Annotated in this window: 19 protein-coding genes and 1 pseudogene; 11 read left to right on the forward strand and 9 right to left on the reverse strand. The window is 68.7% G+C overall.

The annotated features are described in order from the left end of the window. The first annotated feature begins 467 nt into the window (after positions 1–467). Positions 468–1,121 carry a hypothetical protein gene (locus tag VG296_RS08810; RefSeq protein WP_325564971.1) on the forward strand — a complete coding sequence of 218 codons (654 nt, stop codon included), beginning with the start codon at positions 468–470 and terminating at the stop codon, positions 1,119–1,121. A gap of 251 nt (positions 1,122–1,372) precedes the next feature. Beyond that, positions 1,373–1,786 carry a YbhB/YbcL family Raf kinase inhibitor-like protein gene (locus VG296_RS08815; protein WP_325564973.1) on the forward strand — a complete coding sequence of 138 codons (414 nt, stop codon included), beginning with the start codon at positions 1,373–1,375 and terminating at the stop codon, positions 1,784–1,786. A gap of 14 nt (positions 1,787–1,800) precedes the next feature. On the opposite strand, the gene VG296_RS08820 is transcribed toward VG296_RS08815, so the two are convergent. Further along, complete coding sequence (locus VG296_RS08820; protein WP_325564975.1) at positions 1,801–2,091, reverse strand: hypothetical protein; 291 nt, start codon at positions 2,089–2,091, stop codon at positions 1,801–1,803. A 269-nt stretch (positions 2,092–2,360) separates the two neighbouring features. Between VG296_RS08820 and VG296_RS08825 the strand changes: the two genes are divergently transcribed. The 3 genes from VG296_RS08825 (at position 2,361) to VG296_RS08835 (ending at position 4,915) form a co-directional block, all read left to right on the forward strand. Then, the gene (locus VG296_RS08825; RefSeq protein ID WP_325564977.1) at positions 2,361–2,939 is read left to right on the forward strand and encodes a sugar O-acetyltransferase; all 579 of its coding nucleotides are present in this window, start codon (positions 2,361–2,363) and stop codon (positions 2,937–2,939) included. A gap of 31 nt (positions 2,940–2,970) precedes the next feature. Beyond that, positions 2,971–3,579: a TetR/AcrR family transcriptional regulator gene (locus VG296_RS08830; RefSeq protein ID WP_325564979.1), complete on the forward strand. Its 609-nt coding sequence runs from the start codon at positions 2,971–2,973 to the stop codon at positions 3,577–3,579. Between the two features lie 97 nt (positions 3,580–3,676). Next, the gene (locus tag VG296_RS08835) at positions 3,677–4,915 is read left to right on the forward strand and encodes an MFS transporter (RefSeq protein WP_325564981.1); all 1,239 of its coding nucleotides are present in this window, start codon (positions 3,677–3,679) and stop codon (positions 4,913–4,915) included. A gap of 23 nt (positions 4,916–4,938) precedes the next feature. Here VG296_RS08835 and VG296_RS08840 read toward each other — a convergent pair whose 3' ends face one another. After that, positions 4,939–5,118, reverse strand: coding sequence for a hypothetical protein (locus VG296_RS08840; protein ID WP_325564983.1), 180 nt, complete (start codon positions 5,116–5,118; stop codon positions 4,939–4,941). A gap of 31 nt (positions 5,119–5,149) precedes the next feature. On the opposite strand from VG296_RS08840, the gene VG296_RS08845 reads away from it, so the two are divergent. Continuing rightward, complete coding sequence (locus VG296_RS08845) at positions 5,150–6,061, forward strand: glutaminase (protein ID WP_325564984.1); 912 nt, start codon at positions 5,150–5,152, stop codon at positions 6,059–6,061. A gap of 34 nt (positions 6,062–6,095) precedes the next feature. Here VG296_RS08845 and VG296_RS08850 read toward each other — a convergent pair whose 3' ends face one another. Continuing rightward, entirely contained in the window at positions 6,096–7,694 is a 1,599-nt protein-coding gene (locus VG296_RS08850; protein ID WP_325564986.1) for a glycosyl hydrolase family 18 protein, read from the reverse strand. Positions 7,695–8,044: 350 nt separating this feature from the next. Between VG296_RS08850 and VG296_RS08855 the strand changes: the two genes are divergently transcribed. After that, positions 8,045–12,040: a choice-of-anchor D domain-containing protein gene (locus VG296_RS08855; protein ID WP_325564988.1), complete on the forward strand. Its 3,996-nt coding sequence runs from the start codon at positions 8,045–8,047 to the stop codon at positions 12,038–12,040. 99 nt (positions 12,041–12,139) lie between these two features. Here VG296_RS08855 and VG296_RS08860 read toward each other — a convergent pair. Then, positions 12,140–12,502, reverse strand: a pseudogene (locus VG296_RS08860) (molybdopterin cofactor-binding domain-containing protein); the annotation flags it as partial. Positions 12,503–12,538: 36 nt separating this feature from the next. Between VG296_RS08860 and VG296_RS32760 the strand changes: the two are divergent. Continuing rightward, positions 12,539–12,745: a helix-turn-helix domain-containing protein gene (locus VG296_RS32760; protein ID WP_414641072.1), complete on the forward strand. Its 207-nt coding sequence runs from the start codon at positions 12,539–12,541 to the stop codon at positions 12,743–12,745. 25 nt (positions 12,746–12,770) lie between these two features. On the opposite strand, the gene VG296_RS08865 is transcribed toward VG296_RS32760, so the two are convergent. Beyond that, entirely contained in the window at positions 12,771–13,190 is a 420-nt protein-coding gene (locus VG296_RS08865; RefSeq protein ID WP_325564992.1) for a TOBE domain-containing protein, read from the reverse strand. 173 nt (positions 13,191–13,363) lie between these two features. Next, on the reverse strand, positions 13,364–14,194 hold the full coding sequence (locus tag VG296_RS08870; protein ID WP_325564994.1) for an alpha/beta hydrolase: 831 nt from the start codon (positions 14,192–14,194) through the stop codon (positions 13,364–13,366). 192 nt (positions 14,195–14,386) lie between these two features. Here VG296_RS08870 and VG296_RS08875 point away from each other — a divergent pair, with 192 nt between their 5' ends. Then, positions 14,387–15,793 carry a glucose-6-phosphate dehydrogenase gene (locus VG296_RS08875; RefSeq protein ID WP_325564996.1) on the forward strand — a complete coding sequence of 469 codons (1,407 nt, stop codon included), beginning with the start codon at positions 14,387–14,389 and terminating at the stop codon, positions 15,791–15,793. Positions 15,794–15,805: 12 nt separating this feature from the next. On the opposite strand, the gene VG296_RS08880 is transcribed toward VG296_RS08875, so the two are convergent. Beyond that, the gene (locus tag VG296_RS08880; RefSeq protein ID WP_325564998.1) at positions 15,806–16,441 is read right to left on the reverse strand and encodes a hypothetical protein; all 636 of its coding nucleotides are present in this window, start codon (positions 16,439–16,441) and stop codon (positions 15,806–15,808) included. Positions 16,442–16,723: 282 nt separating this feature from the next. Between VG296_RS08880 and VG296_RS08885 the strand changes: the two genes are divergently transcribed. Beyond that, positions 16,724–20,257 carry an NEW3 domain-containing protein gene (locus VG296_RS08885; protein WP_325565000.1) on the forward strand — a complete coding sequence of 1,178 codons (3,534 nt, stop codon included), beginning with the start codon at positions 16,724–16,726 and terminating at the stop codon, positions 20,255–20,257. A 28-nt stretch (positions 20,258–20,285) separates the two neighbouring features. Here VG296_RS08885 and VG296_RS08890 read toward each other — a convergent pair whose 3' ends face one another. Continuing rightward, positions 20,286–21,110 carry an alpha/beta hydrolase gene (locus tag VG296_RS08890; protein ID WP_325565002.1) on the reverse strand — a complete coding sequence of 275 codons (825 nt, stop codon included), beginning with the start codon at positions 21,108–21,110 and terminating at the stop codon, positions 20,286–20,288. A 17-nt stretch (positions 21,111–21,127) separates the two neighbouring features. Next, positions 21,128–22,321, reverse strand: a complete 1,194-nt coding sequence (locus VG296_RS08895; protein ID WP_349259500.1) for a M20 family metallopeptidase — start codon at positions 22,319–22,321, stop codon at positions 21,128–21,130. A 94-nt stretch (positions 22,322–22,415) separates the two neighbouring features. On the opposite strand from VG296_RS08895, the gene VG296_RS08900 reads away from it, so the two are divergent. Further along, the gene (locus tag VG296_RS08900) at positions 22,416–23,432 is read left to right on the forward strand and encodes an Lrp/AsnC family transcriptional regulator (RefSeq protein WP_325565006.1); all 1,017 of its coding nucleotides are present in this window, start codon (positions 22,416–22,418) and stop codon (positions 23,430–23,432) included. The last annotated feature ends 1 nt before the right edge of the window (position 23,433 follow it).

Raw genomic sequence — 23,433 nt, forward strand, 5'->3', positions numbered from 1 at the left:
CTCGACATCCCCACCGGCGACTTCTGGTACATCCGCGACGGCAAAATCTCCGACTTCAACTGCTACGTCGGCATCAGCGTCATGCTCGCCCAACTCGGCATCAACCCCGACTACACCACCGCAGCCGCCAAAACCACAACCACATAGCAGGGATCTACCAACGCCTACCAGCCAGGGGTGCGCGGCCGCTGAAGCGGCGGTGCACCCCTTTTTCGCGGCTTGGAAACCGACGGAACGTCAGAGGCGGAATCGTAGGGCGCCACGGAGCGGACCGGTCCCGCGCGCGCGTCCCTAGTCTCGGGGCGGCCGTCAGTTGAAAGCCGACATCCTCGACGTCTGATGACGCCGGGCGCCACCACATGCACGGGGCGATCAGCGGTATCCGCGGCATCGGCCGACGGCCGACCATACCCACGGTCCGGCCCCTTCCGTGTGCGGGGGCCCGACCAGAGACTAGGGAGTCATTCATGGCCAGGCACTTCCCCCGCCGGATCGCGAGTTCCGCCCTCACCCTCGGCATGCTCGCCGGCGCCGCCACCTTCACCGCGGCCCCGGCCGACGCCGCCACCGCCTCGTCCCCGTCCCCGTCCTCGTCCTCGGCGTCCGACTCCGGTCCGGCGCCGATCTGCTGGTCCTCACCGAAGATCTGCGTGCCGCAGACCTGGTACGTTCCCGACAGCGTCGTCAGCAACGACGACATCCTCCAGTTGCTGCCGACCATCACCGAGGCCAACAACAGCACGGCCTCGACGCAGCTGAGCCAGACCGTCACGGTCTCCGGCCAGCTCACCCTCGGGCTGAGCGGCAGCATCTCGGTCAGCCCGGCCGCCCTGCTCGGCTCGCTGACCTCGCTCACGCCCAGCGGCCAGATCCAGGTCAGCGGCAGCGTCGCCGTGCAGGGCACGGTCCAGGTCCCGGCGGGCGACCTCGGCTACCTGAAGTTCGGCATCATCTACGAGCAGGTCACCGGCACCGCGTACTCCCGCGACATCTTCGGCGTGGTGACCAGCGCGACCGAGACCGCCACCGTCCCGATCGGCTTCGGCTACGTCGCCAGCATCGCGCCGATCACCGACTCAGGAAGCACGACGAGCAGCACCGCCGTCGTCACCAGCAAGTAAGGAATCTGAGTCCTCCGCGGCGGCGCGCCGTCCTGCCGCCGCGGAGGCGTCTCCCGGACGTCTTCCACGCAGGCGTCGGCTGTCGTACCCTTTGCGCGGGAGGGGATATTCGGATGAGATCATTGAAAGTGCGCTGCGGCGCCACTGCAATTCTCGGACTAGCCGCGCTCGCGGCCTGTTCGAGCTCGCCGAAACCGACCGCTTCGAGCTCAACGACGGCACCCGCGCCGCATCCTACGGCGGCGATCACGGTGACCAGCACGGCCTTCCAGGCCAATGGCGCGATCCCGAAGGCATACACGTGCGACGCGACGAACGGCGCCGTTTCGCCGCCCCTGGCCTGGAGCCACGTACCGCCGGGCACCGGATGGATCGCACTCTACGTCTACGACAACACCGGTTCGGTGCTGCACTGGATCGTGCTGAACATCAAGCCCGACGTCACGAGCATGGCCGCGGGGAGCAACGCCGGTGGCTTCGAGGTGCAGAACTATCTGCCGATGTGCCCGGGCACGGGCAACACGGACCAGTACCAGTGGACGCTCTACGCGGAGCCGAATTCCTATCACCCGCCGAAGTTCGGCGGGAGCTACGGCGTGGACCCGACGCAACTCACGGCGCACGCGCTCGGGATCGGCAGCCTGATCGGGACCTATTCCCAGTAGTCACCCGGTTGGCGTCAGTCGCCCAACTGCGAGCCGAGGTGGTCGTCGGCACGCGGTTCGGTGAAGCGCTCGGCGGCCGCCGACTCGATCGCGACCGCGTACGACAGGGTGCTGCGAATGGCACGGGTAACGGACTCCGCGGTGACACTACTCGCGTTGATCTCGTCGTTGAGAGCACCGAGCAGATACGCCAGGGCACTGCTGCGGCCGCTGACGCGGGCGGCCTGCCATACGCGCCAGTCGACGCCCGCCGGGGCCGGGCGCGTGATGAACGCCTCGATCTCGTCGTCTATCGGCTCGGGCACAGGCAGGCGCCCCTTCTTCCTACGGGCACGCCGGTCTGGCGCGAGGCCGCTCCGGCGCACGGGTTCCCGGCGGCGGCCGCTTCCGCGCTCGGGACCTGAGACGGGGCAATACTAACGACTAACGAACCATCAGATTTCGCCGCGGTGCCTCTGTGCCCTGATCCAGTGAAGAGTGCCGGCGCGTCATCGTTGCCTGAGATGCTCGGCGACCCGCGCTGATGTGTACGATCGTACGCAACAGCTGGCGGGATCGCCGAAGGGACTCTGCCGTGACCGACTACTTCGCCGGGGACGGGCGCACCAACCGGGAGCGCATGCTCGCCGGGGACTGGTACGTCAGCGACGACCCGGAGAGCTGGGAGCAGTTCAAGCGGGCGGTGCGCCTGCAGACGCGGTACGCCGCCGCCTACACCGAGGACCCGGACGGTGCCCGGCCGATCCTGGCCGAGTTGCTCGGCCACCTCGGCGAGGAGGCGCACATCAGGCCTCCGCTATACGTCGACTATGGCACCCACCTGTCCGTCGGGGCCCGCACCTTCATCAACTACAACTTCACCGCCCTGGATGTCGCCGCGATCGTGATCGGGCAGGACTGCCAGATCGGCCCGAACGTGCAGCTGCTCACGCCCGTGCACCCGCTGGAGGCGCAGCCGCGGCGCGACCGGCTTGAGGCGGCCCGGCCGATCACCATCGGCGACAACGTCTGGCTCGGCGGCGGCGCGATCGTCTGCCCCGGGGTCACGATCGGCGACGACAGCGTGATCGGGGCCGGCTCGGTGGTGACCCGTGACATCCCGGCCCGCTCGCTGGCCGTCGGCTCGCCGGCCCGGGTCATCCGGAGCCTCTAGCCGGGCCGGACGCCGCACTACGATGAGCGCGATGGACGCAGCAGCGGCGGACGCCGCATCCCAGAGCGCCGGCAGCGCGGTCGGCCACGGCCGCGGCCGCCGCTTCGATCCCGACCGCCGGGGCCGGATCATCGACGCGGCGCTCGACGTGATCGCGGAGGTCGGGGTCGCCGGAGCGTCGCACCGCAAGATCGCCGCCCGCGCCGACGTGCCGCTCGGGTCGATGACCTACCACTTCGCGGACATGGACGAGGTGCTGCGCGCCAGTTTCGAGAAGTTCGCCGACACCATCGCCACCCGCTACGAGGAATGGTTCCTGGAGCCGACGACCGCGGACGAGGCGCACGAGGCCGTGGTCGGGCTCATCCACGCCGACCTGCTCGCCTCCCAGCGCGAACTCGTATTGACCACGGAGCTTTACACCCTCGCCGCCCGCAAGCCCGAGTTCCGCAGCCTGACCAGTGCCTGGATGGCCCGCAGCCGGCGCGCGCTGCGCCGGTTCTTCGACGAGCCGACCACCCACATGCTCGACGCCCTGATCGAGGGCCTGTTCATCCACGCCGCCCTGGACACTACGGCGCCCGAACGCGCCCGAACCGTGGAAGCCGTGCGGCGCATCGTCACGGGACGGGTTCCGTAACCGCCCGCCCCTTCCCGGCGCCGCGCCGCCGGCCCTAGTGTGTACGAACGTACACTCTTATGTACGTTCGTACACTAGCCCTGGGGGGTGCCCTAGCGTGTCACGTGCGCTTGCCGCCGACGAGACCACCGCCACCCCGTCGGCGATGCGCTCGGTCTGGGCCTCGCCGCTCTACCGCGGCGCGACGATCGCGCTGTTCCTGTCCGGCCTCGGCACCTCCGCGGCCGCCCCGCAGATCACGCTGTTCCTGGTCAACGACCTGCATGTGTCCCTGACCACGGCAGGCCTCTACTACCTGACGAACATCACCGCGCCGCTGGCCGGCTACCTGATCGGCGCGCGCTCGGACCGCTCCGGACGGCGACTCGGCCCGTTCCGGCTGTGCGCGCTGGCCGGATTCGTCGGCTGGACGGCCATGGCCGCGGCGAACCAGGTGTGGATGCCGTTCGTGATCAGCGCGCTCGTCCTGGCCTTCGCGGGCGCCGCCGGTTCGCAGCTGTTCGCGGCGGTCCACGACGATCTGCAGGCGACCGACAGCGTGGTCGGCGACGGCGTCATCTCGATCGTGCGGATGGCGCTGACTGCCGGATGGATCATCGGCCCCGTCGCCGGCTCGCTGCTGTCGGCCGCGGCCGGGCCGCGCGCGATGCTCCTGGCCACCGGGCTGTGCACCCTCGCGCAGATCGCTCCGATGGGCCTGGCCCGCGCGAGCTCGGTCCGACCGCGCATATCGCGGCGGCCCGCGCCCGGGCAGCCGGTACGGCGGCCCGGGCTGCCGGCCATGCTGCCGCTGCTCGCGTTCACCGGCCTGTACGTGTTCGTATACGCCGGAGAACCCATCAAGTACGGCTACCTGACGATCTATATGCGCGACGACCTGCACTTACCGACAGCGGTCAGCGGAGCGGTCATCGGTATCCAACCTCTGATAGAGCTGATCCTCATGCCCCTGGCCGTGGTCGCCGCCCGCCGTATCGGCATGATGCGACTGATGATCTTCGGCGCCGCCTTCGGCGTCGGCGCGAACCTCTGCTTCGCCCTGACCGGCGACGCCGTCGGCATGTTCGCCGGGCAGGTCCTGATGGGCGGGGTATGGGGAGTGTTCGCCGCCCTCGGCATCATCGTCGCCCAGCGCCTGCTACCGGAAGCCGTCGCCACCGCCTCGGCCGTCTTCATGAGCTCCACCGCGATCGCCAGCGCCCTCGGCGGCCTGACCGGCAGCCTCGGAGTGGACATCCTCGGCCTCCCACACGTCTACCTGGCGCCCGCGTCATACGGCCTCATCGCCACTGTAGGCATCGCCGTCATGAGCAGATCCCGCCACGCAGTGCGCTGAGACCGAGCCGGACACTAGCGCGGTCACGGCCCATCAGGGCCCGGGTTCCCCGGGCCCGCGGCGAGGCCGGTCGCGCAGGCTGCCTGTTCGGGGAGCAGGGCGGTGGCGGTGGCGACGAATTCCCGGATGAGGGCGGTGGTCTGCCCGGTGGGCCAGGCGGCCGCGACGTGGTTGGGGCCGAGGTCTTCGACCGGGATCGCCACGACGCCGATCCTGGTGCGGCAGAATAAAGCCGTGAACTACCAGCAGATCTTGGTGGAGGCGGCCGAGGTCGCACGGGCCACGGCCGGGCAGGGGCGGGTCGCGGATTACATTCCGGCGCTGGCCCAGGTCCCGGCCGAGGCCTTCGGCATGGCGCTGGCCACCGCGGACGGGGAGCTGTGCGGCGTCGGCGACTGGGAACAGCCGTTTTCCATCCAGTCCATCTCCAAGCTGTTCACGCTCGTCCTCGCGATCGCGCACGGCGGCGACGCGCTGTGGAAAGGCGTCGGCCGGGAGCCGTCCGGCAACCCGTTCAACTCCCTCATCCAGCTCGAGACCGAGCACGGCATCCCGCGCAACCCGTTCATCAACGCGGGCGCGATCGTCGTCACCGACCGGCTGCTGCGGCTGACCGGTGACGCGGCCGGCGCGGTACGCGACTTCCTGCGCGGCGAGTCGGAGAACCCGTCGCTGGGCACCGACCCGGAGGTGGCCGCCTCCGAGGCCGCGCACGGCCACCGCAACGCCGCGCTGGCTCACTTCATCGCCAGCCACGGCAACCTGCTCGGCGACGTGGACACCGTGCTCGGCCACTACTACCAGCACTGCGCGATCACGGCCAGCTGCCGCGACCTGGCGCTGGCCGGGCTCTTTCTCGCCCGGCAGGGCTCCCGGGCGGACGGCAGCCGGCTGCTGCACCGCAGCCAGGCCAAGCGCGTCAACGCCATCATGCTGACCTGCGGCACCTACGACGCGGCGGGCGAGTTCGCCTATCGGGTGGGCCTTCCCGGCAAGAGCGGCGTGGGCGGCGGAATCCTCGCGGTCTTGCCGGGACGCGCCACGTTGTGCGCCTGGGGCCCGCGGCTGGACGCGGCGGGCAACTCCGTCGCGGCGATGGCGGCACTTGACCACTTCACCACCGCGACGGGATTGTCGATCTTCTAGACGGACGGCGGACGTCAGAGGACATCAGAGCACGTCAGCGGCCTTCCAGCCCCTTGACGTTGTCCCCGAACGTCCAGCCGAGCGACCCGTCCCAGTTGATGGACCAGGTCATCAGGCCCTTGACCTGCCCGCTCACGCTGCTCCACGCCTGCGACACGAGCGAGGGCGACATGTACCCGCCGCCGGCACCCGACTGCGCGGGCAGGCCCGGCACCTGGTACGCGTACGGCACCTTGATCGTCGTGCCCTGGATCGTCAGACCGTTGTTCAGGCACTGCGTCTGGACCTGGAACCCCTGTACCGTGCCCGCCGAGTACGAGTCGCCGGAGCAGCCGTACATGCTTCCGTTGTAGTACTGCATGTTCAGCCACCACAGCCGGCCGTTGTCCATGTACTTCTTGATGATCGGCAGGTATGCGCCCCAGATCGAGCCGTACGTGATGCTGCCGCCGGTCACGTAGGCGGTCTCCGGGGCCATCGTCAGACCGAAGTTCGCGGGCATCTGGGCGAGGATGCCGTCGATGATGCGCTCGAGGTTCGCCTGCGAGGTGGACAGCGTGTTGATGTTTCCGCTGTTGGTCAGCCCGGTCTCGATGTCGATGTCGATGCCGTCGAAGTTGTATGCCTTGAGGATCGGCACGATCGTCGAGACGAACTTGTCGGCCACGGTGCTGGAGCTGAGGTCGATGCCCGCGGCCGCGCCGCCGATCGACATCAGGATCGTCGCGCCGGCCGCCTTCTCCGCGCAGTAGTCGGCCGGAGTGTCCACCTTCACGTTGGTGTCCATGCCGTCCTGCCACTCCGCGGTGCCGTCGGACAGGATGACCGGGAACGCGGCGTTGATCACGTTGTACCCGTGCTGGAGGATCCGCGGGTCGTTGATCGGGATCCAGCCGAGCCCCGGGTGCACGCCGTTGAGCGCGCCGTCCCAGTTCTCCCAGTACCCCTGGATGACCTTGCCGGCCGGCCGCGACTTGACCGCGCAGGTGGCGCCGCCGGTCGGTGTGGAGCCGGTCGCCGACGGGGTCGGGGACGTGCTGGGCGACGGCGAGGTGGTGGGCGACGCGCTGGGCGAGGCCGTGGTGGTCGTCGGCGAGGCGGAGGGGCTGCCGCCGCCGGTGCCGGCCGGGCCGGTCAGCGCCAGGTTGTCGGCGTAGTACGTGCCCTGGCCGTACCAGCCGTGCGTGTAGACAGTGACAGAAGTCTGCGACGCACTGGTGGTGAAGGTGGTCGACAGCGGGGTCCACGAGGTGGCCGCGGGGGTCCAGTTGTCGGTGCCGCCGGTCACGCCGAGGTAGACGTAGTCGCCCTCGAATTCGCCGGAGAGCGTGTACGAGGTGTTCGGCTGCACGGACACCGCCTGGGTGCACTGGGCGTCGTCCGAGTTCGAAGCGGCGCCTTTCAGCGCGTGGCTGTCGCCGCTGTAGACCGGGCTGCTGACGACGGAGGCGGTACCCGCGTCGCAGGTCCAGCCGGTCAGGTCGCCCGTGCCGTAATTGCCGTTCACCAGAATGTTGGTGCTCGCCGCCTGTGCTTGGGCGGCGAACACCGTGCCTCCGACGGCCAGGGCGGCGGCGGCCGTCGTGGCCAGCGCGGCGCGGGTGCGCTTGCCGGGCGCGTGATTTCGCGTCATGGGTGCGTGGGTCCCTTCACGATGACGGCCCCTGGCGCCAATGCGCGCCGCGGGTGTCGCACCATGGAGATTGGACTAGACCATTGAAGGCGTCAAGCCCGCCGACCTCAAGAGGCGGTCAAGCGGCGCCGCAGATCGGCGGCGTCCGAAACTTGCACTCTAGATCCAATGACTTGCAGGCTTGAGTAATTTTTATACCAGCCAAGCCTGGATCTATTGCATTGAAGTTACGTCCGCCCTACGCTGCGCTGGACATTGCTCCATCGCACCATCGCTCCCACCTCAGGTCACGATGACTGGTGTCCGGTCTGCCCTGCGCAGGCCGCGCATCCGCGAAGGGTAGACATTTCATGCACATGCTCAGGACGAAGAAGTCCCGGGACAGAGACACACGGCCACGCTCGATCTCCTTCCGGCGCCGAGCCGTGGCGACCGCCGCGCTGCTCCTCGCCCCGTTCGTCACGGCGATCGGTTTCTCCGCGCCGGCCCACGCTGCCGCCGCCGCGGGCGCACCGGTCCCGTTCACCGAGTACAACGCGGGGACCGGCGGCACGGGCGTGGCTACCAACGGCACGATCCTCGGGCCCGACTACGATTTCGGCACCCTGCCCTCCGAGGCGACCGGCCGCATGGTCGACCAGCTGGTCGGTCAGGGCACTTACGTGTCCTTCACGCTGACCGCCGCGGCGAACGCGGTGGACTTCCACTACTCGATACCGGACTCGCTGGCCGGCGGCGGCATCACCGCCCCGCTCAGCCTCTACGTCAACAACAATCTGACCACCGCGCTGTCGCTGACCTCGCAGTACAGCTGGCTCTACGGCTCGAATCCGCCCACCGAGAACAACGCTCCCCAGGTCACCGACCCGAACGTGAGCGCGCCGCACGACTTCTACAACGACGTGCGCTACATGTTCAGCTCGACCCTGCCGGTCGGGACCGTCGTCAAGCTGCAGGTCGACTCCGGGGACACCGCGCCCTGGTACGCGATCAACACGGCGGACTTCGAGACGGTCGCAGCCCCGTTGGCCGCCCCGGCCGGGTACATCAACGTGACCCAGGCCCCGTACAACGTGGACAACACCGGGGTCAACGACGTCACCAGTGAGCTGCAGAGCGCCATCAGCGCGGCCGAGAGCGCCGGGTCCGGCGTCTACCTACCGCAGGGCACATACAAGATCAGCTCGCCACTCCAGGTGAACAAACTGAACTTGGCGGGCGCGGGCGAGTGGTATACCGAGATCACCGGAACCAGCGTGGAGCTGAACGGCGGTGGCGGTAACGACAACATCCATGACCTGTCGCTGTTCGGCACCGTCAACGTGCGCAATGACGGCGACGGTTCGGTCAACGGACTCAACGGCAACTTCAGCAACACCACCGTCTCCAACGTGTGGGTGCAGAACACCAAGGTCGGCATGTGGATCACGGGCTCTACCAGCGGCCTGACGATCAACAGCGTGCGGATCCAGGACACCACCGCGGACGGCGTCAACTTCGACGGCAACGTCAACGGCTCCGAGGTCGAGAACAGCTTCCTGCGAAACACGCAGGACGACGGCCTGGCCATCTGGGCGAGCCCGAACGACGACTCGGACACCTTCACCCAGAACACCGTCGACGACCCCGGGATCGCGAACAACGTCGCGATCTACGGCGGATCCAACATCACGGTGACCAACAACCTGCTGCAGGACACCGTCACCCGCGGCGGCGGCATCCACCTGGGCAACCGCTTCGGCGCCCAGGCGATGGCCGGGACGATCACCATCAGCGGCAACGTACTCAACCGGGACGGCCAGTTCGACCCGGGCTGGGACTACGGCGTCGGCGCGATCTGGTTCTGGCCGCAGCAGGAGAACCTGAGCGCCACGGTCAACATCACCAACAACCAGATCAACAACAGCCCGTACGAAGCGTTCATGTTCCAGAACTCGACGATGTACACGGGTTCCGGAGTCCTGACCGGTAGCGGCGGCAACACCATCACGAACGTCCACATCGACAACAACACGGTCAGCGGCGTCGGCACCTACGTGATGCAGGAGCAGGCGGCCGGCTCGATCGAGGTCTCCGGCCTGACCGCCACCAACGTCGGCGTCTCGGGGCAGATGAACTGCGCCAACACCTCCGACTTCACCATCACGCAGGGCTCGGGCAACTCCGGCTGGAGTTCGAACACCTGCGGGATGCCGGCCGCGGCCCCGCTGTACGTCTTCCCGACGACGACCACCTTCGAGAACGCCACGGTCGGCCAGGCCACCCCGGTCCAGCAGATCACCGTCTTCAACAAGGGCAGCGCGTCGGCGACCCTGGGCGCGATCTCGCCGAGCAGCGGCTTCACGGTGACCCAGGACCCCTCGCACCCCTGCGGCAGCACGCTGGGCGCGACCGAGCCCGGCGACAACTCCGTCTGGTGCTCGGTGGACGTCTCCTTCACCGCCCCGGCCTCCGGGATCACCAAGGGCACGCTCACGATTCCGAGCAACCAGCCCGGCAACCCGACGGTGATCCAGCTGATCGGCAGCACCGGCGGCACGAACGTCATCAACCCGCCGACGGTCACGCCTGGAAGCCTGAGCTTCGGGTATGTGAACGTGGGCTCGACCAGCGGGACGCAGTCCGTCACGGTGGCCAACCCGGCGCAGAGCCCGCTGACCATCTCCTCGGTCACGACGAGCGGCGCGTTCTCGCAGACCAACAACTGCGGCAGCTCGGTCGCGGCGGGCGGCTCCTGCACCGTGTCGGTGAAGTTCTCGCCGACGACGGGCGGGTCGCAGACCGGTGAGTTGGCCATCGCCAACAGCGCCACCTCCACACCGATCGGCGCGGGCCTGAGCGGCACCGGGCTGACCTCGACCACGAACCTGGCGCTGACCAGTTCGATGACCGGGAGCAGCACGGCGTCCGGATTCCCGGCGTCGAACGCGAACGACGGCAACACCAGTTCGTACTGGGAGAGCCTGGACGGCGCGGCCTATCCGCAGACGCTGACCTCGAACCTGGGTCAGAGTTTCTCGCTCGGTTCGGTGACGCTCACCCTGCCGCCGTCCACCGCGTGGGCGACGCGCACGGAGACGCTCTCGGTCCTCGGCTCGGCGAACGGCACCTCGTGGAGCACGCTGGTGCCCTCGGCCGGGTACACGCTCAATCCGGCCACCGGCAACACCGTGTCGATCAACCTGCCGTCCGGCACGACCGACCAGTACCTGCAGCTGTCCTTCACCGGGAACACCGGCTGGACCGCGGCGCAGATCTCCGAGTTCGAGATCTTCCCGGGCAGCGGTTCGAGCAACTCGGCCGCGAGCCTGACCGCGTCGCCCGCCCAGCTGTCCTTCGGCAACCAGACGGTCGGCACGACCAGCGCGGCGCAGGCGGTGACGATCTCCAACACCGGCAACGCGGCGGCGGCGATCTCCTCGGTCTCGGCCGGGTCTCCGTTCGGGCAGACCAACAACTGCGGCAGCAGCCTGGCCGCGGGCGCCTCGTGCACCGCTAACGTCACCTTCGCCCCGACCGCGGCCAGCTCGGCCTCCGGATCGCTGACGGTGAACAGCAACGCGACGAACAGCCCGCTGTCCGTCGCGCTGAGCGGTACCGGCACCAGCACCGCGTCGGCCACGCTCTCCGCATCGCCGACCACGCTGAGCTTCGGCAACCAGGCCGTGGGCTCGACCTCCTCCGCGCAGTCGGTGACCATCACCAACACCGGCAACGCGGCGGCGGCGATCTCCCAGGTCGCGGTCGGTTCCGGGTTCGGGCAGACCAGCACCTGCGGCAGCTCCCTGGCCGCCGGCTCTTCGTGCGCGGTCTCGGTCACCTTCGCCCCGACCGCCGCCCAGGCGTACTCGGCGAACCTGACCGTGGCGAGCAACGCCTCCGACAGCACCCTGACGGTTCCGTTGTCCGGCACCGGTACCAGCACGTCGACGAACCTGGCGCTGAACAAGTCGATCAGCGCGTCCAGCCAAACGCAGAACTATGCGCCGACGAATGCGAACGACGGCAACACCAGTTCGTACTGGGAAAGCGTCAACGGCTCCTGGCCGGCGACGCTGTCCGTGGACCTGGGCTCCACCCAGACCCTCGGCAGCACGGTGATCGACCTGCCGCCGTCCTCGGCCTGGCAGACCCGCACCCAGACCCTGTCGGTCCTGGGCTCCGCGAACGACTCGACCTGGACCACGATCGTGGCCTCGGCGACCTACACGTGGAACCCGTCGACCGGCAACACGGTCACGATCACCTTCCCGTCGGGCACGGCGTATCGGTACGTGCAGTTGAGCTTCACGGCCAACAGCGTGCAGAACGGCGCTCAGGCCTCGGAGTGGCAGATCTTCGGGTGATCCCGGAGCGCACGACCGAATGAACACGCGATAGGAAGGTGCAAGGACCAGTGCCCGGCCCGCCACCGCCAGGTGGGCCGGGCACTGCCGTGCCCGGCGTCACGATCCGCCGCTCTCACGCGCCCTGTCCCGCAGCGCGAGCCAGATCCGGTCCCGGGTGACCGGGAGTTCGGTGAACCGGATGCCGGTGGCGTCGCGCAGGGCGTCGGCAAGCGCCGGGGCGACCGGGTTGAACGGGCTCTCGCTCATCGATTTGGCGCCGAGCGGGCCGATCGCGTCGCGGGTCTGCATGAAGGTGACCTCCGTGCGGGGCACGTCGGCGAAGGCGGGAAGCCGGTACTGGCGGAACGCGGCGGTGGTGACCTTCCCCTGTTCGTCGAGGCGCACGTTCTCGAAGAGCGTGGCGCCGAGTGCCTGGGCGACGCCGCCCTCGACCTGTCCGCGGCACTGCATCGGTCTCACCCACCACGGGCCGTACTCCGTCATCGCGATAGAACCCTGCGGTCGTTCCTCGCCTACGACGGCTCATGGACACGCACCGCCGACGCCCTCCATCTGCACGTCAACACCGTCCACTACCGCATCCGCCGCGTCGAGGAGATCACCGGCCGGGACCTCTCTCTCCCGCCTCGACGACCGCCTCGACCTGCACACCGCCCTCCTGGCGACCGCGCGGGCCGACGAGTGACCTGCCCGGCCCGGTGACGTGCCGACGTGCCGACGTGCCGCATCATGCCGTGGCGAGCGAGACCTCGGTCGACTTGATCAGGGCCGTGACGGCGCTGTCCTGCTTGAGGCCGAGTTCGGCCGCGGACTCCGCGGTGATGGCGGCGGTGAGTTCCCCGCCGTCGACACTCACCTTGACGGTGGCCATGGCCGCTCCGGTGGCGATGCCGGTGACGGTGCCGGGCAGCCGGTTGCGGATGGACAGACCGCCGACGTAGTTGGTCGCCAGCGCGACATCGGTGGACTTCACCAAGGCGGTGACCGCGCCGCCCACGGACAGACCGAGTTCGTTGACCGCGTCGACGGTGATGGCGGCGGTCAGATCCTGCCCGCCGGCAAGCCGCACCTTGACCGTGGCCATGGCCTCGCCAACGGTGACGTCGGTGATGGTCCCCTGGAGCTGGTTGCGGATCGACATACTCATGGCGGCCTCATTCGACGTATACGAACGGAGCGGTACGAACGGAACGGCTACGAACGGAACGGCGCGGCGGACGTTCGTACCTCGCCGCTTCCACGCTAAGTCGAGATGACGGACTTGTCATACCGCAGCGGCTGTCCGTGCTCAGCGGTCTCGCGAGGTCGGCTGTTCGGCTTCTAGCCGAAGAACCTGAGCAGCTCGGCGTTGACCTCGTCGGCGTGGGTCCAGCACAGGCCGTGGCCCGCGCCTTCGATCGGCACGTACTCGCTGTTCTTGATCTGCTCGTGGGTACGCGGGCCGCAGGCGTCGATCGGCAGGATCCGATCGGCCGTGCCGTGCAAGATCAACACCGGGATGTCGATCTTGGGCAGGTCCGCGCGGAAGTCGGTGTACCAGGTGGCCACGCAGCCGATCGTGCCGGTCGGCGAGGCGGAGACGGCGGTGTTCCACGCGTCCTGCACCGCCTCGGGGCTGATGAGCCTGCCGAGCGTCTGATCGAGGTTGAAGAAGTTCTTGTTCCACTCGGTGAAGTAGGCGAACCGGTCGGCCGTGAGCCCGGCGGCGATCTCGTCGAACCCCTCCTGGGGCACGCCGTTCGGCGTCTCCGGGGTCTTGAGCAGGTAGGGCGGCACGCCCGAGACGATGGCGGCGCGCCGGATCCGGCCAGAGCCGTAGGTGCCGAGGTAGCGGGCGATCTCACCGCCGCCCATCGAGTGGCCGGCCAGGTCGACGTCGTGCAGGTCGAGGTCGGTCAGCAGCTTGTCGAGGTCCGCGGCGAAGGTGTCGTAGTCGTAGCCCGTGGTCGGCTGGCTGGAGCGGCCGAAGCCGCGCCGGTCGTAGGTGATGACCCGGTGCCCGGCGGCGAGCAGCGCGCGCTCCTGGCGCTCCCAGGCGCGGCCGCTGAGCGGGAAGCCGTGGATGAGCACGACCGGCCGGCCGGTGCCGTGGTCCTCGTAGTAGATCTCGATCGGTGCGGAGTTCTGCCGGCCTACGGTGACGAAGGGCATTGCGCCTCCTTGGGTCTCGAGTGGTGCGAGGCTGTCGAGAACGACCGCCACCAACCATCCTGCTTCGCCCGCCGGCGGTCCGCGACTTGGCCGCGATCGGTCGCGCACCGGGGGCGGGAAGCGAGCACAGAGTGCGGCGACTGTGGAATCATCCGGTGCGATGCCCGAGAGGCACTACCCGGAAGGCTGGACATGGCGAGCGACGAAAACCGCGCGTCGGCCGACACCCTGGTCGACTTCGGAATCACCGGCGACCTCGCGCGCAAGATGACGCTGCGCGCGCTCTACCGGCTGGAGCGGCGGGGGCTGCTCGACTGCCGGATCATCGGGGTCGCTTCGCAGGATTGGACCGCCGCGAAGTTGATCGAACACGCCCGGACGAGCATCTCGGAATCCGGCGAGAAGATCGACGACGCGGTGTTCGAGCGGTTCGCCAAGCGGCTGTCCTACATCTCCGGGGATGTCACGGACGACGCGCTCTACACCCGGCTCGCCGAGGAACTCGGACCCGACGCGCGCGCGGTCTACTACCTGCAGATGCCGCCCTCGCTGTTCGGCCCGATCGTCGAGAAGCTCGGCGCGCACGACCTGCTGCACGGCGCGCGCGTCGCGGTGGAGAAGCCGTTCGGGCACGACCTGGCCTCCGCGCGCGACCTGAACGAGCGGCTGCGCGCCGTGCTCGACGAAGAGCAGTTGCTGCGGGTGGACCACTTCCTCGGCAAGGCGCCCATCATCGAGGTCGAATACCTGCGCTTCGCCAACCTGGCGCTGGCCGAGCTCTGGGACCGGCACAGCGTGTCCGCCATACAGATCACCATGGCGGAGAACTTCGGGGTCGAAGACCGCGGCGCGTTCTACGACCCGGTCGGCGCGCTGCGCGACGTGGTGCAGAACCACCTGCTGCAGGTTCTCGCCCTCGTCACGATGGAGCCGCCGGTCGGTCCCGGCGCGGACGACCTGCGCGACAAGACCGGAGAACTGCTCAAGTCGGTGTGCAGCGCCGATCCGAAGCACTACGTCCGCGGCCAGTACGAGGGCTATCTCGACGTGCCGGGCGTGCGGAAGGACTCGGACACCGAGACGTACGCGGCGCTGCGGCTGGAGATCGACAACTGGCGGTGGTCCGGAGTCCCGATCTTCCTGCGGGCCGGCAAGGCCCTGAGCGAACGCGTCACCGAGGTGCGGCTGCACCTGCGCCGCTCGCCGCGGCTCGCGTTCCTGCCCAAGGTGCACCAGGCCGAGCAGAACCAGATCGTGCTGCGCGTCGACCCGGAGCCGGGGCTGCGGCTCGGACTGACCGCCAAGGACGACGACGGCGGCTGGGTGCCGCTCACCCTCGACTCCTCATTCGCCCGCGAGCTCGGCGAGCCGCTCGAACCCTATGAGCGGCTGCTGCGCGGCGCGCTGGTCGGCGACGCGCAACTGTTCGCCCGCGAGGACAGCGTCGAGGAGTCCTGGCGAATCGTGCAGCCGCTGATCGACGCGGCGCCGCCGGTGCACACCTACAAGCGCGGCAGCTGGGGTCCGGCCGAGCCGGCCGACAAGCTCGTGCGCGGCCACGCCCACTGGCACAAGCCGTGGACCCCGGACGAAGTCTGATCGCCGACCGGGCTATCCGGCTCGGTCTCCGCGTCGCGAACGATAGTCGAGGACGAAGAGCAGGAGCGCGACCAGCAGGACGAGCAGTACAAAGCCTGAGCAGCAGTACAGGGTCACGATCGGCGTCAACGAGTGGTCGTCCGCGCCGCCCGTCGCCGGATCCACGTGAACGTCGACCTGCTCGGTGTGCACGTACTGCGCCGGCGAAGTGAAACCCTGCTCGTGCTCGACGCCCTTCCAGGTCCATATATAGGTGCAGTCGTAGGCCCAGTTGCCGTTGGCATCGGTGTACCGGTCGCACTGCGCGACCGCGGCCGCCACGGTGACTGGGCTGCCGTGCCAGTCGTCGGACAGCCGCAGTGCGGCGCCGCTCAAGACGCCGCCGGCCAAGGCCAGCAGCGGGAACAGCACCCACGTGGCCGTGTACCACCGCATCGGCTTGCCGCCCGACGCCGCATTGCCGTCAACGATCCGCCGAGCCAGAGTGGCCATCGACCCCAAGCCCAAGCCCGCGACGGCCAGCAGGATTCCCGCATCCCAGGCGGGCACCGCGTCGGTGAGCGGCGGCGCGACGATGCAGAACTCGTACAACGCCGCGAACCCGAGTACGACGGATCCGAGAAACCCGAGCCGCACAAGCCAGCTCATCAGAGGTCGCATACCAACCACCCCCGCTCCCCTGCCGAAGCCCTCCGTCGGATCGATACCCCGAGGATCGTTGAACAATCCAGGTTTCGGCAGTCCCCACAGGTCGGATGTTAAGCGGCGATGAGGGTGGAAGCCGTACCTGAGAAGCACAAGCACGTGAGAGTTGACAGCCCAGTCATCGGATGTATGTTGTCACCGCGCGCAACGTCTCGGAAACGGCAGCTCGCCTGACGGCGAGACAGATCCGGATTCTGGTGGCACTGCACCAGGAAGGGCTTGTCAATGAAGACTCCCACACGTATCGCGGCACTGCTCGTGACAGGAATCGCCGCGTACGGCCTGCCCGGCATGTCGGCCGCGAGCGCGGCCGCGACGTCGGCTCCGATCACGCTGTACGCCGCTCCCTCGGGGGCGGGCGGCGCGTGCACCGTCGCGAGGCCCTGCAGTCTGGCCGGCGCGGCGGCCAAGGTTCGAGCCGTCAACCATGACATGAAGTCAGACATCGATGTAGACCTGTTCGGCGGCGACTACCGTCTCGCCTCTACCCTGCAGCTCGGGCCGCAGGACTCGGGTACCAATGGATTCCATGTCGTCTACCAGCCCGTTCCCGGCCAGGACCCGGTGCTGAACGGGGCCGCCAGAGTCACCGGCTTCACCAGGGTGAGCGCGGCCGACAACGTGTGGAGGGCGCCGGTCTCGGCGGCGGACGCGTCGAGCGGCGGCCAGCAGCTGTTCGTCGACGGCACCCGCGCCACGCTCGCGAGGTCGGCCGGCAGCCCGGCCGACGTGCAGGTGACCTCTACCGGCTTCCACACCTCCGATTCCTCGTACGCGTCGCTCACCAACCAGACGCAGATACAGGTCGTGCAGGACAACGACTGGAAGCACATGAGCTGCCCGGTCCAGAGCATCACCGCGGACTCGGCCGGCGGTTCGAACATCAATGTCCTGCCGAGCTGCTGGTCCGCCAACAACGTGAACGTGCCGAACCTCGGCTTCCCGTTCAACGGCAACGGCCTGCCGTCCATGTCCGGGATCTCCTACGTGGAGAACGCGTACCAGCTGCTCGACAAGCCCGGCCAGTTCTACCTCGACAAGGCGGCCCACTACCTCTACTACATACCGGCGCCAGGCCAGGACATGAGGTCCGCCGACGTCGAACTGCCCGTGCTGCAGACCCTCGCCGTACTCGACGGAACTCCCGGTCACCTCTCGCCCGTCAACCAGAACGACCCAGGCGCCGCGTACGCGGGAAGTTGGGCCACGTCGGCCAACCGCAGCGTCGGCGACCTCGGCGACGACGTCGCGTACACCAACACGAACGGCGACTCGGTGACGTACACGTTCACCGGCACCGGGCTCGAGGTGCTTGGCGAGACCAACACCGACGAGGGCACCTTCGACGCCTACGTCGACGGCAAGCAGGACACCTCGCAGAACTGGACCGAGGCCGGATCCACTCGGCTCGCGCAGCAGGTCGTCTACTCGGTGCAGGGCCTGGCCGCGGGTACGCACACCGTGAAGCTGGTCAACACCAGCAGTTCCTATCTGGTGGTCGACGGCTTCGAAGTGACGCCGACTGCGATCACGCCGGTCCACAACATCACCTTCCAAGGCCTCGGGTTCGCATATACGACCTGGAATACACCCGCGACCACCGGCTACATCGACAACCAGGCGGCCGTACTGTGGGACACCTCGGGTAGCAGCACAACGCCGACCATCACCCCCGGCGCAGTAGCCGTCTCCCGCGGCGCGGACATCGTCTTCAGCGGCGACTCATTCGGACACCTCGGTGCCGCCGGCATCGACCTGGCCGACGGAACGCAGAACTCTTCAATCGTCGGCAGCACATTCACCGATACCGCGGCGGGCGGCATCTCGGTCGGCGATGTGAACGACTACTTCCAGAACGACCCGGCGCTGATGAACTCCGGCGACACGATCTCGGACAACGCGATCTCGCACGTCGGCCAGAACTACACCGACGCCGTGGGGATCTGGGCGGGCTTCACCAGGAACCTGACCGTCTCGCACAACGACATCGGGCACACCTCCTACTCCGGGATGTCGATCGGCTGGGGCTGGGGCTGGGCATCGCCGTGCAGCATGCAGGCGGCGCAGGGCAAGCCGACCTGCCAGCAGGGCACGAACTACGCCGGTGGCAACCAGGTCACCGACAACTACATCCACGACGTGATGAACGTCCTGTACGACGGCGGTCCGATCTACACGCTCGGCGCCCAAGGCGAGGACGGCGCCGGGGTCTACTCCGTGCTCTCCGGGAACTACGTGACCGTCGGCAACCACACCAACAACATGCTCTACCAGGACGAGGGCAGTTCCTACTGGCACACCTTCGACAACGTCACCAGCTACGGCGGCAGCGACTGGATCGGCATGTGGACGCCGACAATCAACACCATCACCGTCGGGCCGACGAACTACACCGACAATCCGAACACGAACAACAACGGCACCGACATCACCTACACCGCGCCGACGCTCGTCGCCGCCAACGCCTGGCCTGCGCAGGCAACGGCGATCATGGACAGCGCGGGCCTCGATCCCGCCGCGGCACAAGGCACCGTGGTCGACAGCGACAGCCAGCTGCTGACCTATGCCGGAACCTGGTCGGCTCAGGGCAACTACGGCAGCGACGACGTGCACTCCACCACGGCCCAGGGTGCCTCGGTATCGCTGACGTTCACCGGCAAGAGCATCGCGTTCGTCACGGACACGGGCCCGGGCCAGGGCGAAGCCAAGATCCTGATAGACGGCGTGTCGCAGGGCACGGTCAATGCCGCGTCACCCGCGAGCCGCACCGGGCAGACGGTGTTCACCGACACCAAGTTGTCCGCGGGCAAGCACACGATCGAGGTCGTGGACGTCAGCGGCGGAATGTCGCTGGATTCGTTCCAGATACCGGCGCAGCCGTACTTGACCGTCACCGGCTCGTCGGGCCTGTACCAGCCGGGCGTCGCGCTGAAGATCACGGCGACCGTCACCGATCCGACCGCCCAGGCGCTCACCGACGGCCAGGCGAGCCTGCAAGTGCCGCAGGGCTGGACACTCGACAAGAGTCAGGCCGGCCTGCCGACGGTGCCGGCGCACGGCGCGGCGAGCGTGACGTTCACCGTGACGCCGCCGAGCACGCCACCGCAGCCGGGGACGATCGAGATGACCGCCATGGCGTCGTACGTAGCCGGTCACAGCGGCCTGGCCACGCTGGTCGGCACGGCCGAGGTCGTTCAGCCGTACACCTCGTTCACCGCGGCGTTCAACAACATCGGCATCTCGGATGACACGGCCACCGACGCAGCCGACATCGACACCGCCGGATCGAGTTTCTCGGCGCAGGCGCTTGCCGCACTCGGCGTGACACCGGGCAAGAGCCTGACATACGACGGAATCTCGTTCGCCTGGCCCAACGCGGCGAGCGGGCAGCCGGACAACGTGAACGCCCAGGGTCAGACGATCGATCTGTCCGGCTCGGGCGCCGACCTCGGAATCCTGGATACGGCCACATACGGCCCGGCGGCCGGCAGCGGCATGATCACTTACACGGACGGCACGACACAGACGTTCACGGTCAACGTGCCGGACTGGTACGGCACGGCGCCCGCGGGCTCCAACGCCGTCATCGTCGCCGCCTATCGCAACCGGCCGGGAAACACGCAGGACCACACCGCCGTCAACGTGTTCGAGCAGTCCGTTCCGCTCACGGCGGGCAAGCAGGTGGCGACCGTCACCCTCCCGGACATCGGTAGCGGCTCGACCGGCCTGCACGTGTTCGCGCTCGGTATCGGCAACTGAGGCAACTGACAGGTAGCTGAGACGGCGATCAGGGCTGCTGGACCGGTTCGGTGATGAACTGGTCCAGCAGCCCTGCCAGTTCGTCCGGGGTCTCCTCCTGCGGCGCGTGGCCGGCGGCAGGGACGACCTGGACGGCGCCGCGCCACAGAGTGGGTGCGTTGAGCTTGCTGAGATAGTCCAGGCTGACGAGTTGTTCGCGCTCGCCGTGCAGGATCGCCAGCGGCTTGCCGAGCGCGGCGACGACCTCGACCTCATCGGCGAACCGCGTGGCGGCCATGCTCGCGGCCAAGGCGCTGCGAGCCGTTCCGTCGGTGCGCAGGATGTCGGCGACCAGTTCGTCGGTCGAACGCGTCGAGTCGGGGGCGAAGAAGGAGGTGGCATAGGCGAGTGCGGCCTCGGGGTCCACGTCGGCGGTGAAGCCGGTCTGCACCGCGGGGTTGGGCTGGAACGCGTTCGGCAGGTCCGCGAGCCCGCTGACGGGCGGGGTGCCGAAGATGACGTATCCGGTCGCGTCCGGCAGCGCGGGGACCGCCTCCAGGGCGATGTGGCCGCCGAGGCTCCAGCCGACGATCACCGCGTCCCGCGCGTCGAGTGCGTCGACGAAACCGGAAAGGATGGCGGCATAGCCGGGCAGTGAGTACGTTTCCGCCTCGGCTGCAGGCGAGGACGCTCCGTGCCCCGGGAGGTCGAGGGCCAGGCAGCGGTAGCGCCGGCCGAAGGCGCCGTCCAGGAGGTGGTGCCAGGTCCTGGACGAGGACGAGTTGCCGTGGACGAACACGACCGGGCGCCCCTCGCCCGGGCTGCGGCGATAGGCGATTTCCTGCCCTGACACTCGGATGAGATCTTGAGCCATGACTCCTCCTGGAGGAACTAGGGGACGGCATTGAGTCGGCGCAGCGCGAGTTCAGCGTAGAGGGCGGCGCCGTCCGCGAGCACTGCGTCATCGAAGACTGCGAGCGGCGAGTGGTTGTAGGGGGCGTGACTGGGGGCTGCGTCGGGTGGGCAGGCGCCGAGGGTGATCATGGCGCCGGGTATCTCGTGCAGAATGTGCGAGAAGTCCTCGGAGGCCTGGAGCGGATTGTCGGACCAGGAGAAGCGCTCCTCGCCGTGCAGTTCCGCGACGGTGCCGGCGGCGAACTCGGCTTCGGCATCGTCGTTGACGGTCACCGGGTATCCGGACTCGTAGTTGATGTCGGTCTGTAGACCGTGCGCCGCGCCGATACCGCGCACGATGCGGACGATGCCGTCCTTGGCCCGCGCTCGGACCGCGTCGGAGTACGTGCGCACGGTGGCCTCGAAGCGAGCCTCGTGCGGAATCACGTTGGCCTGACTGCCTGCGTGAATTGAGCCGACCGTGACCACGACCGGATCGTGGATGTCGAAGCCGCGGGTGACGAGGGTCTGCAGGGCCAGCACCATCTCGCAGGCGGCCGGGATCGGGTCGCGCGCGAGATGCGGGGTTGAGCCGTGGCCGCCGGCGCCGCGCACCACGACGGTCGCCGTGTCGCAGGCCGCGAAGAACGGCCCCCGACGGGTGCGGAACACGCCGTGGGGCTGGCCGGCACTGGCCACGTGCAGGGCGTACGCGGCCACAGGGCGTTCGCCCGAGGCGGTGAGCACGCCTTCGCGGAGCATGTGCGCGGCCCCGTCGTGACCCTCCTCGCCCGGCTGGAACATGAGCACCACGTCTCCGGCGAGCCGGGCGGTGCGTGCGCTGAGTAGGTGGGCCGCACCGACGAGCATGCTGGTGTGCAGATCGTGCCCACAGGCGTGCATCCGGCCGTCGCTGGCGGCGAAGTCCAGGCCGGTTCTCTCGGCGACGGGCAGTGCGTCCATGTCGCCGCGCAGCAGCACTGTGGGGCCAGGGCGCTCACCGCGCAGCACGGCGGTCACGCCGCTCGTCGACTCACCCAGGGTGATCTCGAGAGGCAGGCCGTCGAGCGCGCGCAGTACCTTCTCCTGCGTACGCGGCAGGCTCAGCCCGAGTTCGGGCTCTCGGTGCAGGCGACGGCGCAGGTCCACAAGGTCGCCCTGAAGCGCGCGGCTGTCGTTACGCACAGACAGATACCCTCCCGGAATTCGCGGATTGGAGAGATGATGGGCGCCTCGCACGTAGCATGCCGCTATATGCCGGAAAGTATCGGAAGAGTAGACCCAGATGCAGGAATCAGCCGTTCTGGACGAGCTGGAGCTGAGAATCATCAACGCGCTCCAGATCAACCCGCGTGCGTCCTGGACCACCGTCGGACAGGCGCTTGAGGTGGACCCTTCGACGGCGGCCCGCCGCTGGGCTCAGCTGCGCGACACCGGCCGCGCGTGGATCAGCGTCTACCCCGCCCCCGGCCCGCTGGCCGCGGCGCTGGCGGCCTTCATCGAGGTCGAATGCGCGGCCGGAGAGGCGACGGCCGTGGCCGAGCGGCTGGTCGACGATCCGCGCGTCGGCACCATCGAGCACGTCACCGGCAGCCGGGACCTGCTGCTGACGGTCGTGGAGCGCGATCTGGCGACGCTGGGCGCGTTCGTGCTGACCGGCCTGGGGCGGATTCCGGGCGTACGCGGTACTCGCGCCCACGTCGCCACCGCGCTGATCGCCGAGGCCGGCAGTTGGCACCTGCGAACACTGAGCACCGTCCAGGCGCAGCATCTGCGCGACAACGCCTCGACGGCAGCCGGACCGTTCCGCCCGCTCGACGCGCGCGACACGTCGCTGATCGCCGCCCTCACCGAGGACGGCAGAAGCTCCTACAACACACTCGCCGAGCGCACCGGACTGGGTGTCAGCACCGTGCGTCGCCGGGTGGAGTCGATCCTCACCTTCCGACAGATCGTCATACGCTGCGAGGTCGCGCAGGCGCTGTCCGGATGGCCGGTCACCGCCTCCCTGTGGTGCCGCCTGCCACCGTCGCGGCTCGGCGAGACCGCCGCGCAACTCGCCGCGCTGCCCGAGACACGGCTGTGCGCGGCCATCACGGGCGGCCGGCCCAATCTTCTGCTCACTCTGTGGCTGCGCTCGGTCGCGGACATCCAGCGCCTCGAGGCGGCCCTCGCCGACCGCATCCCGGAACTGGAGATACTCGACCGCGGACTGACCTTGAGGCACGTCAAGCGGCTCGGACGCGTCCTAGACGCCGACGGACAGGCCGCGGGCGTCGTGCCGCTCCAGATCTGGACGTGAT

Source organism: Actinospica sp., assembly GCF_035552695.1.
GTDB lineage: Bacteria > Actinomycetota > Actinomycetes > Streptomycetales > Catenulisporaceae > Actinospica.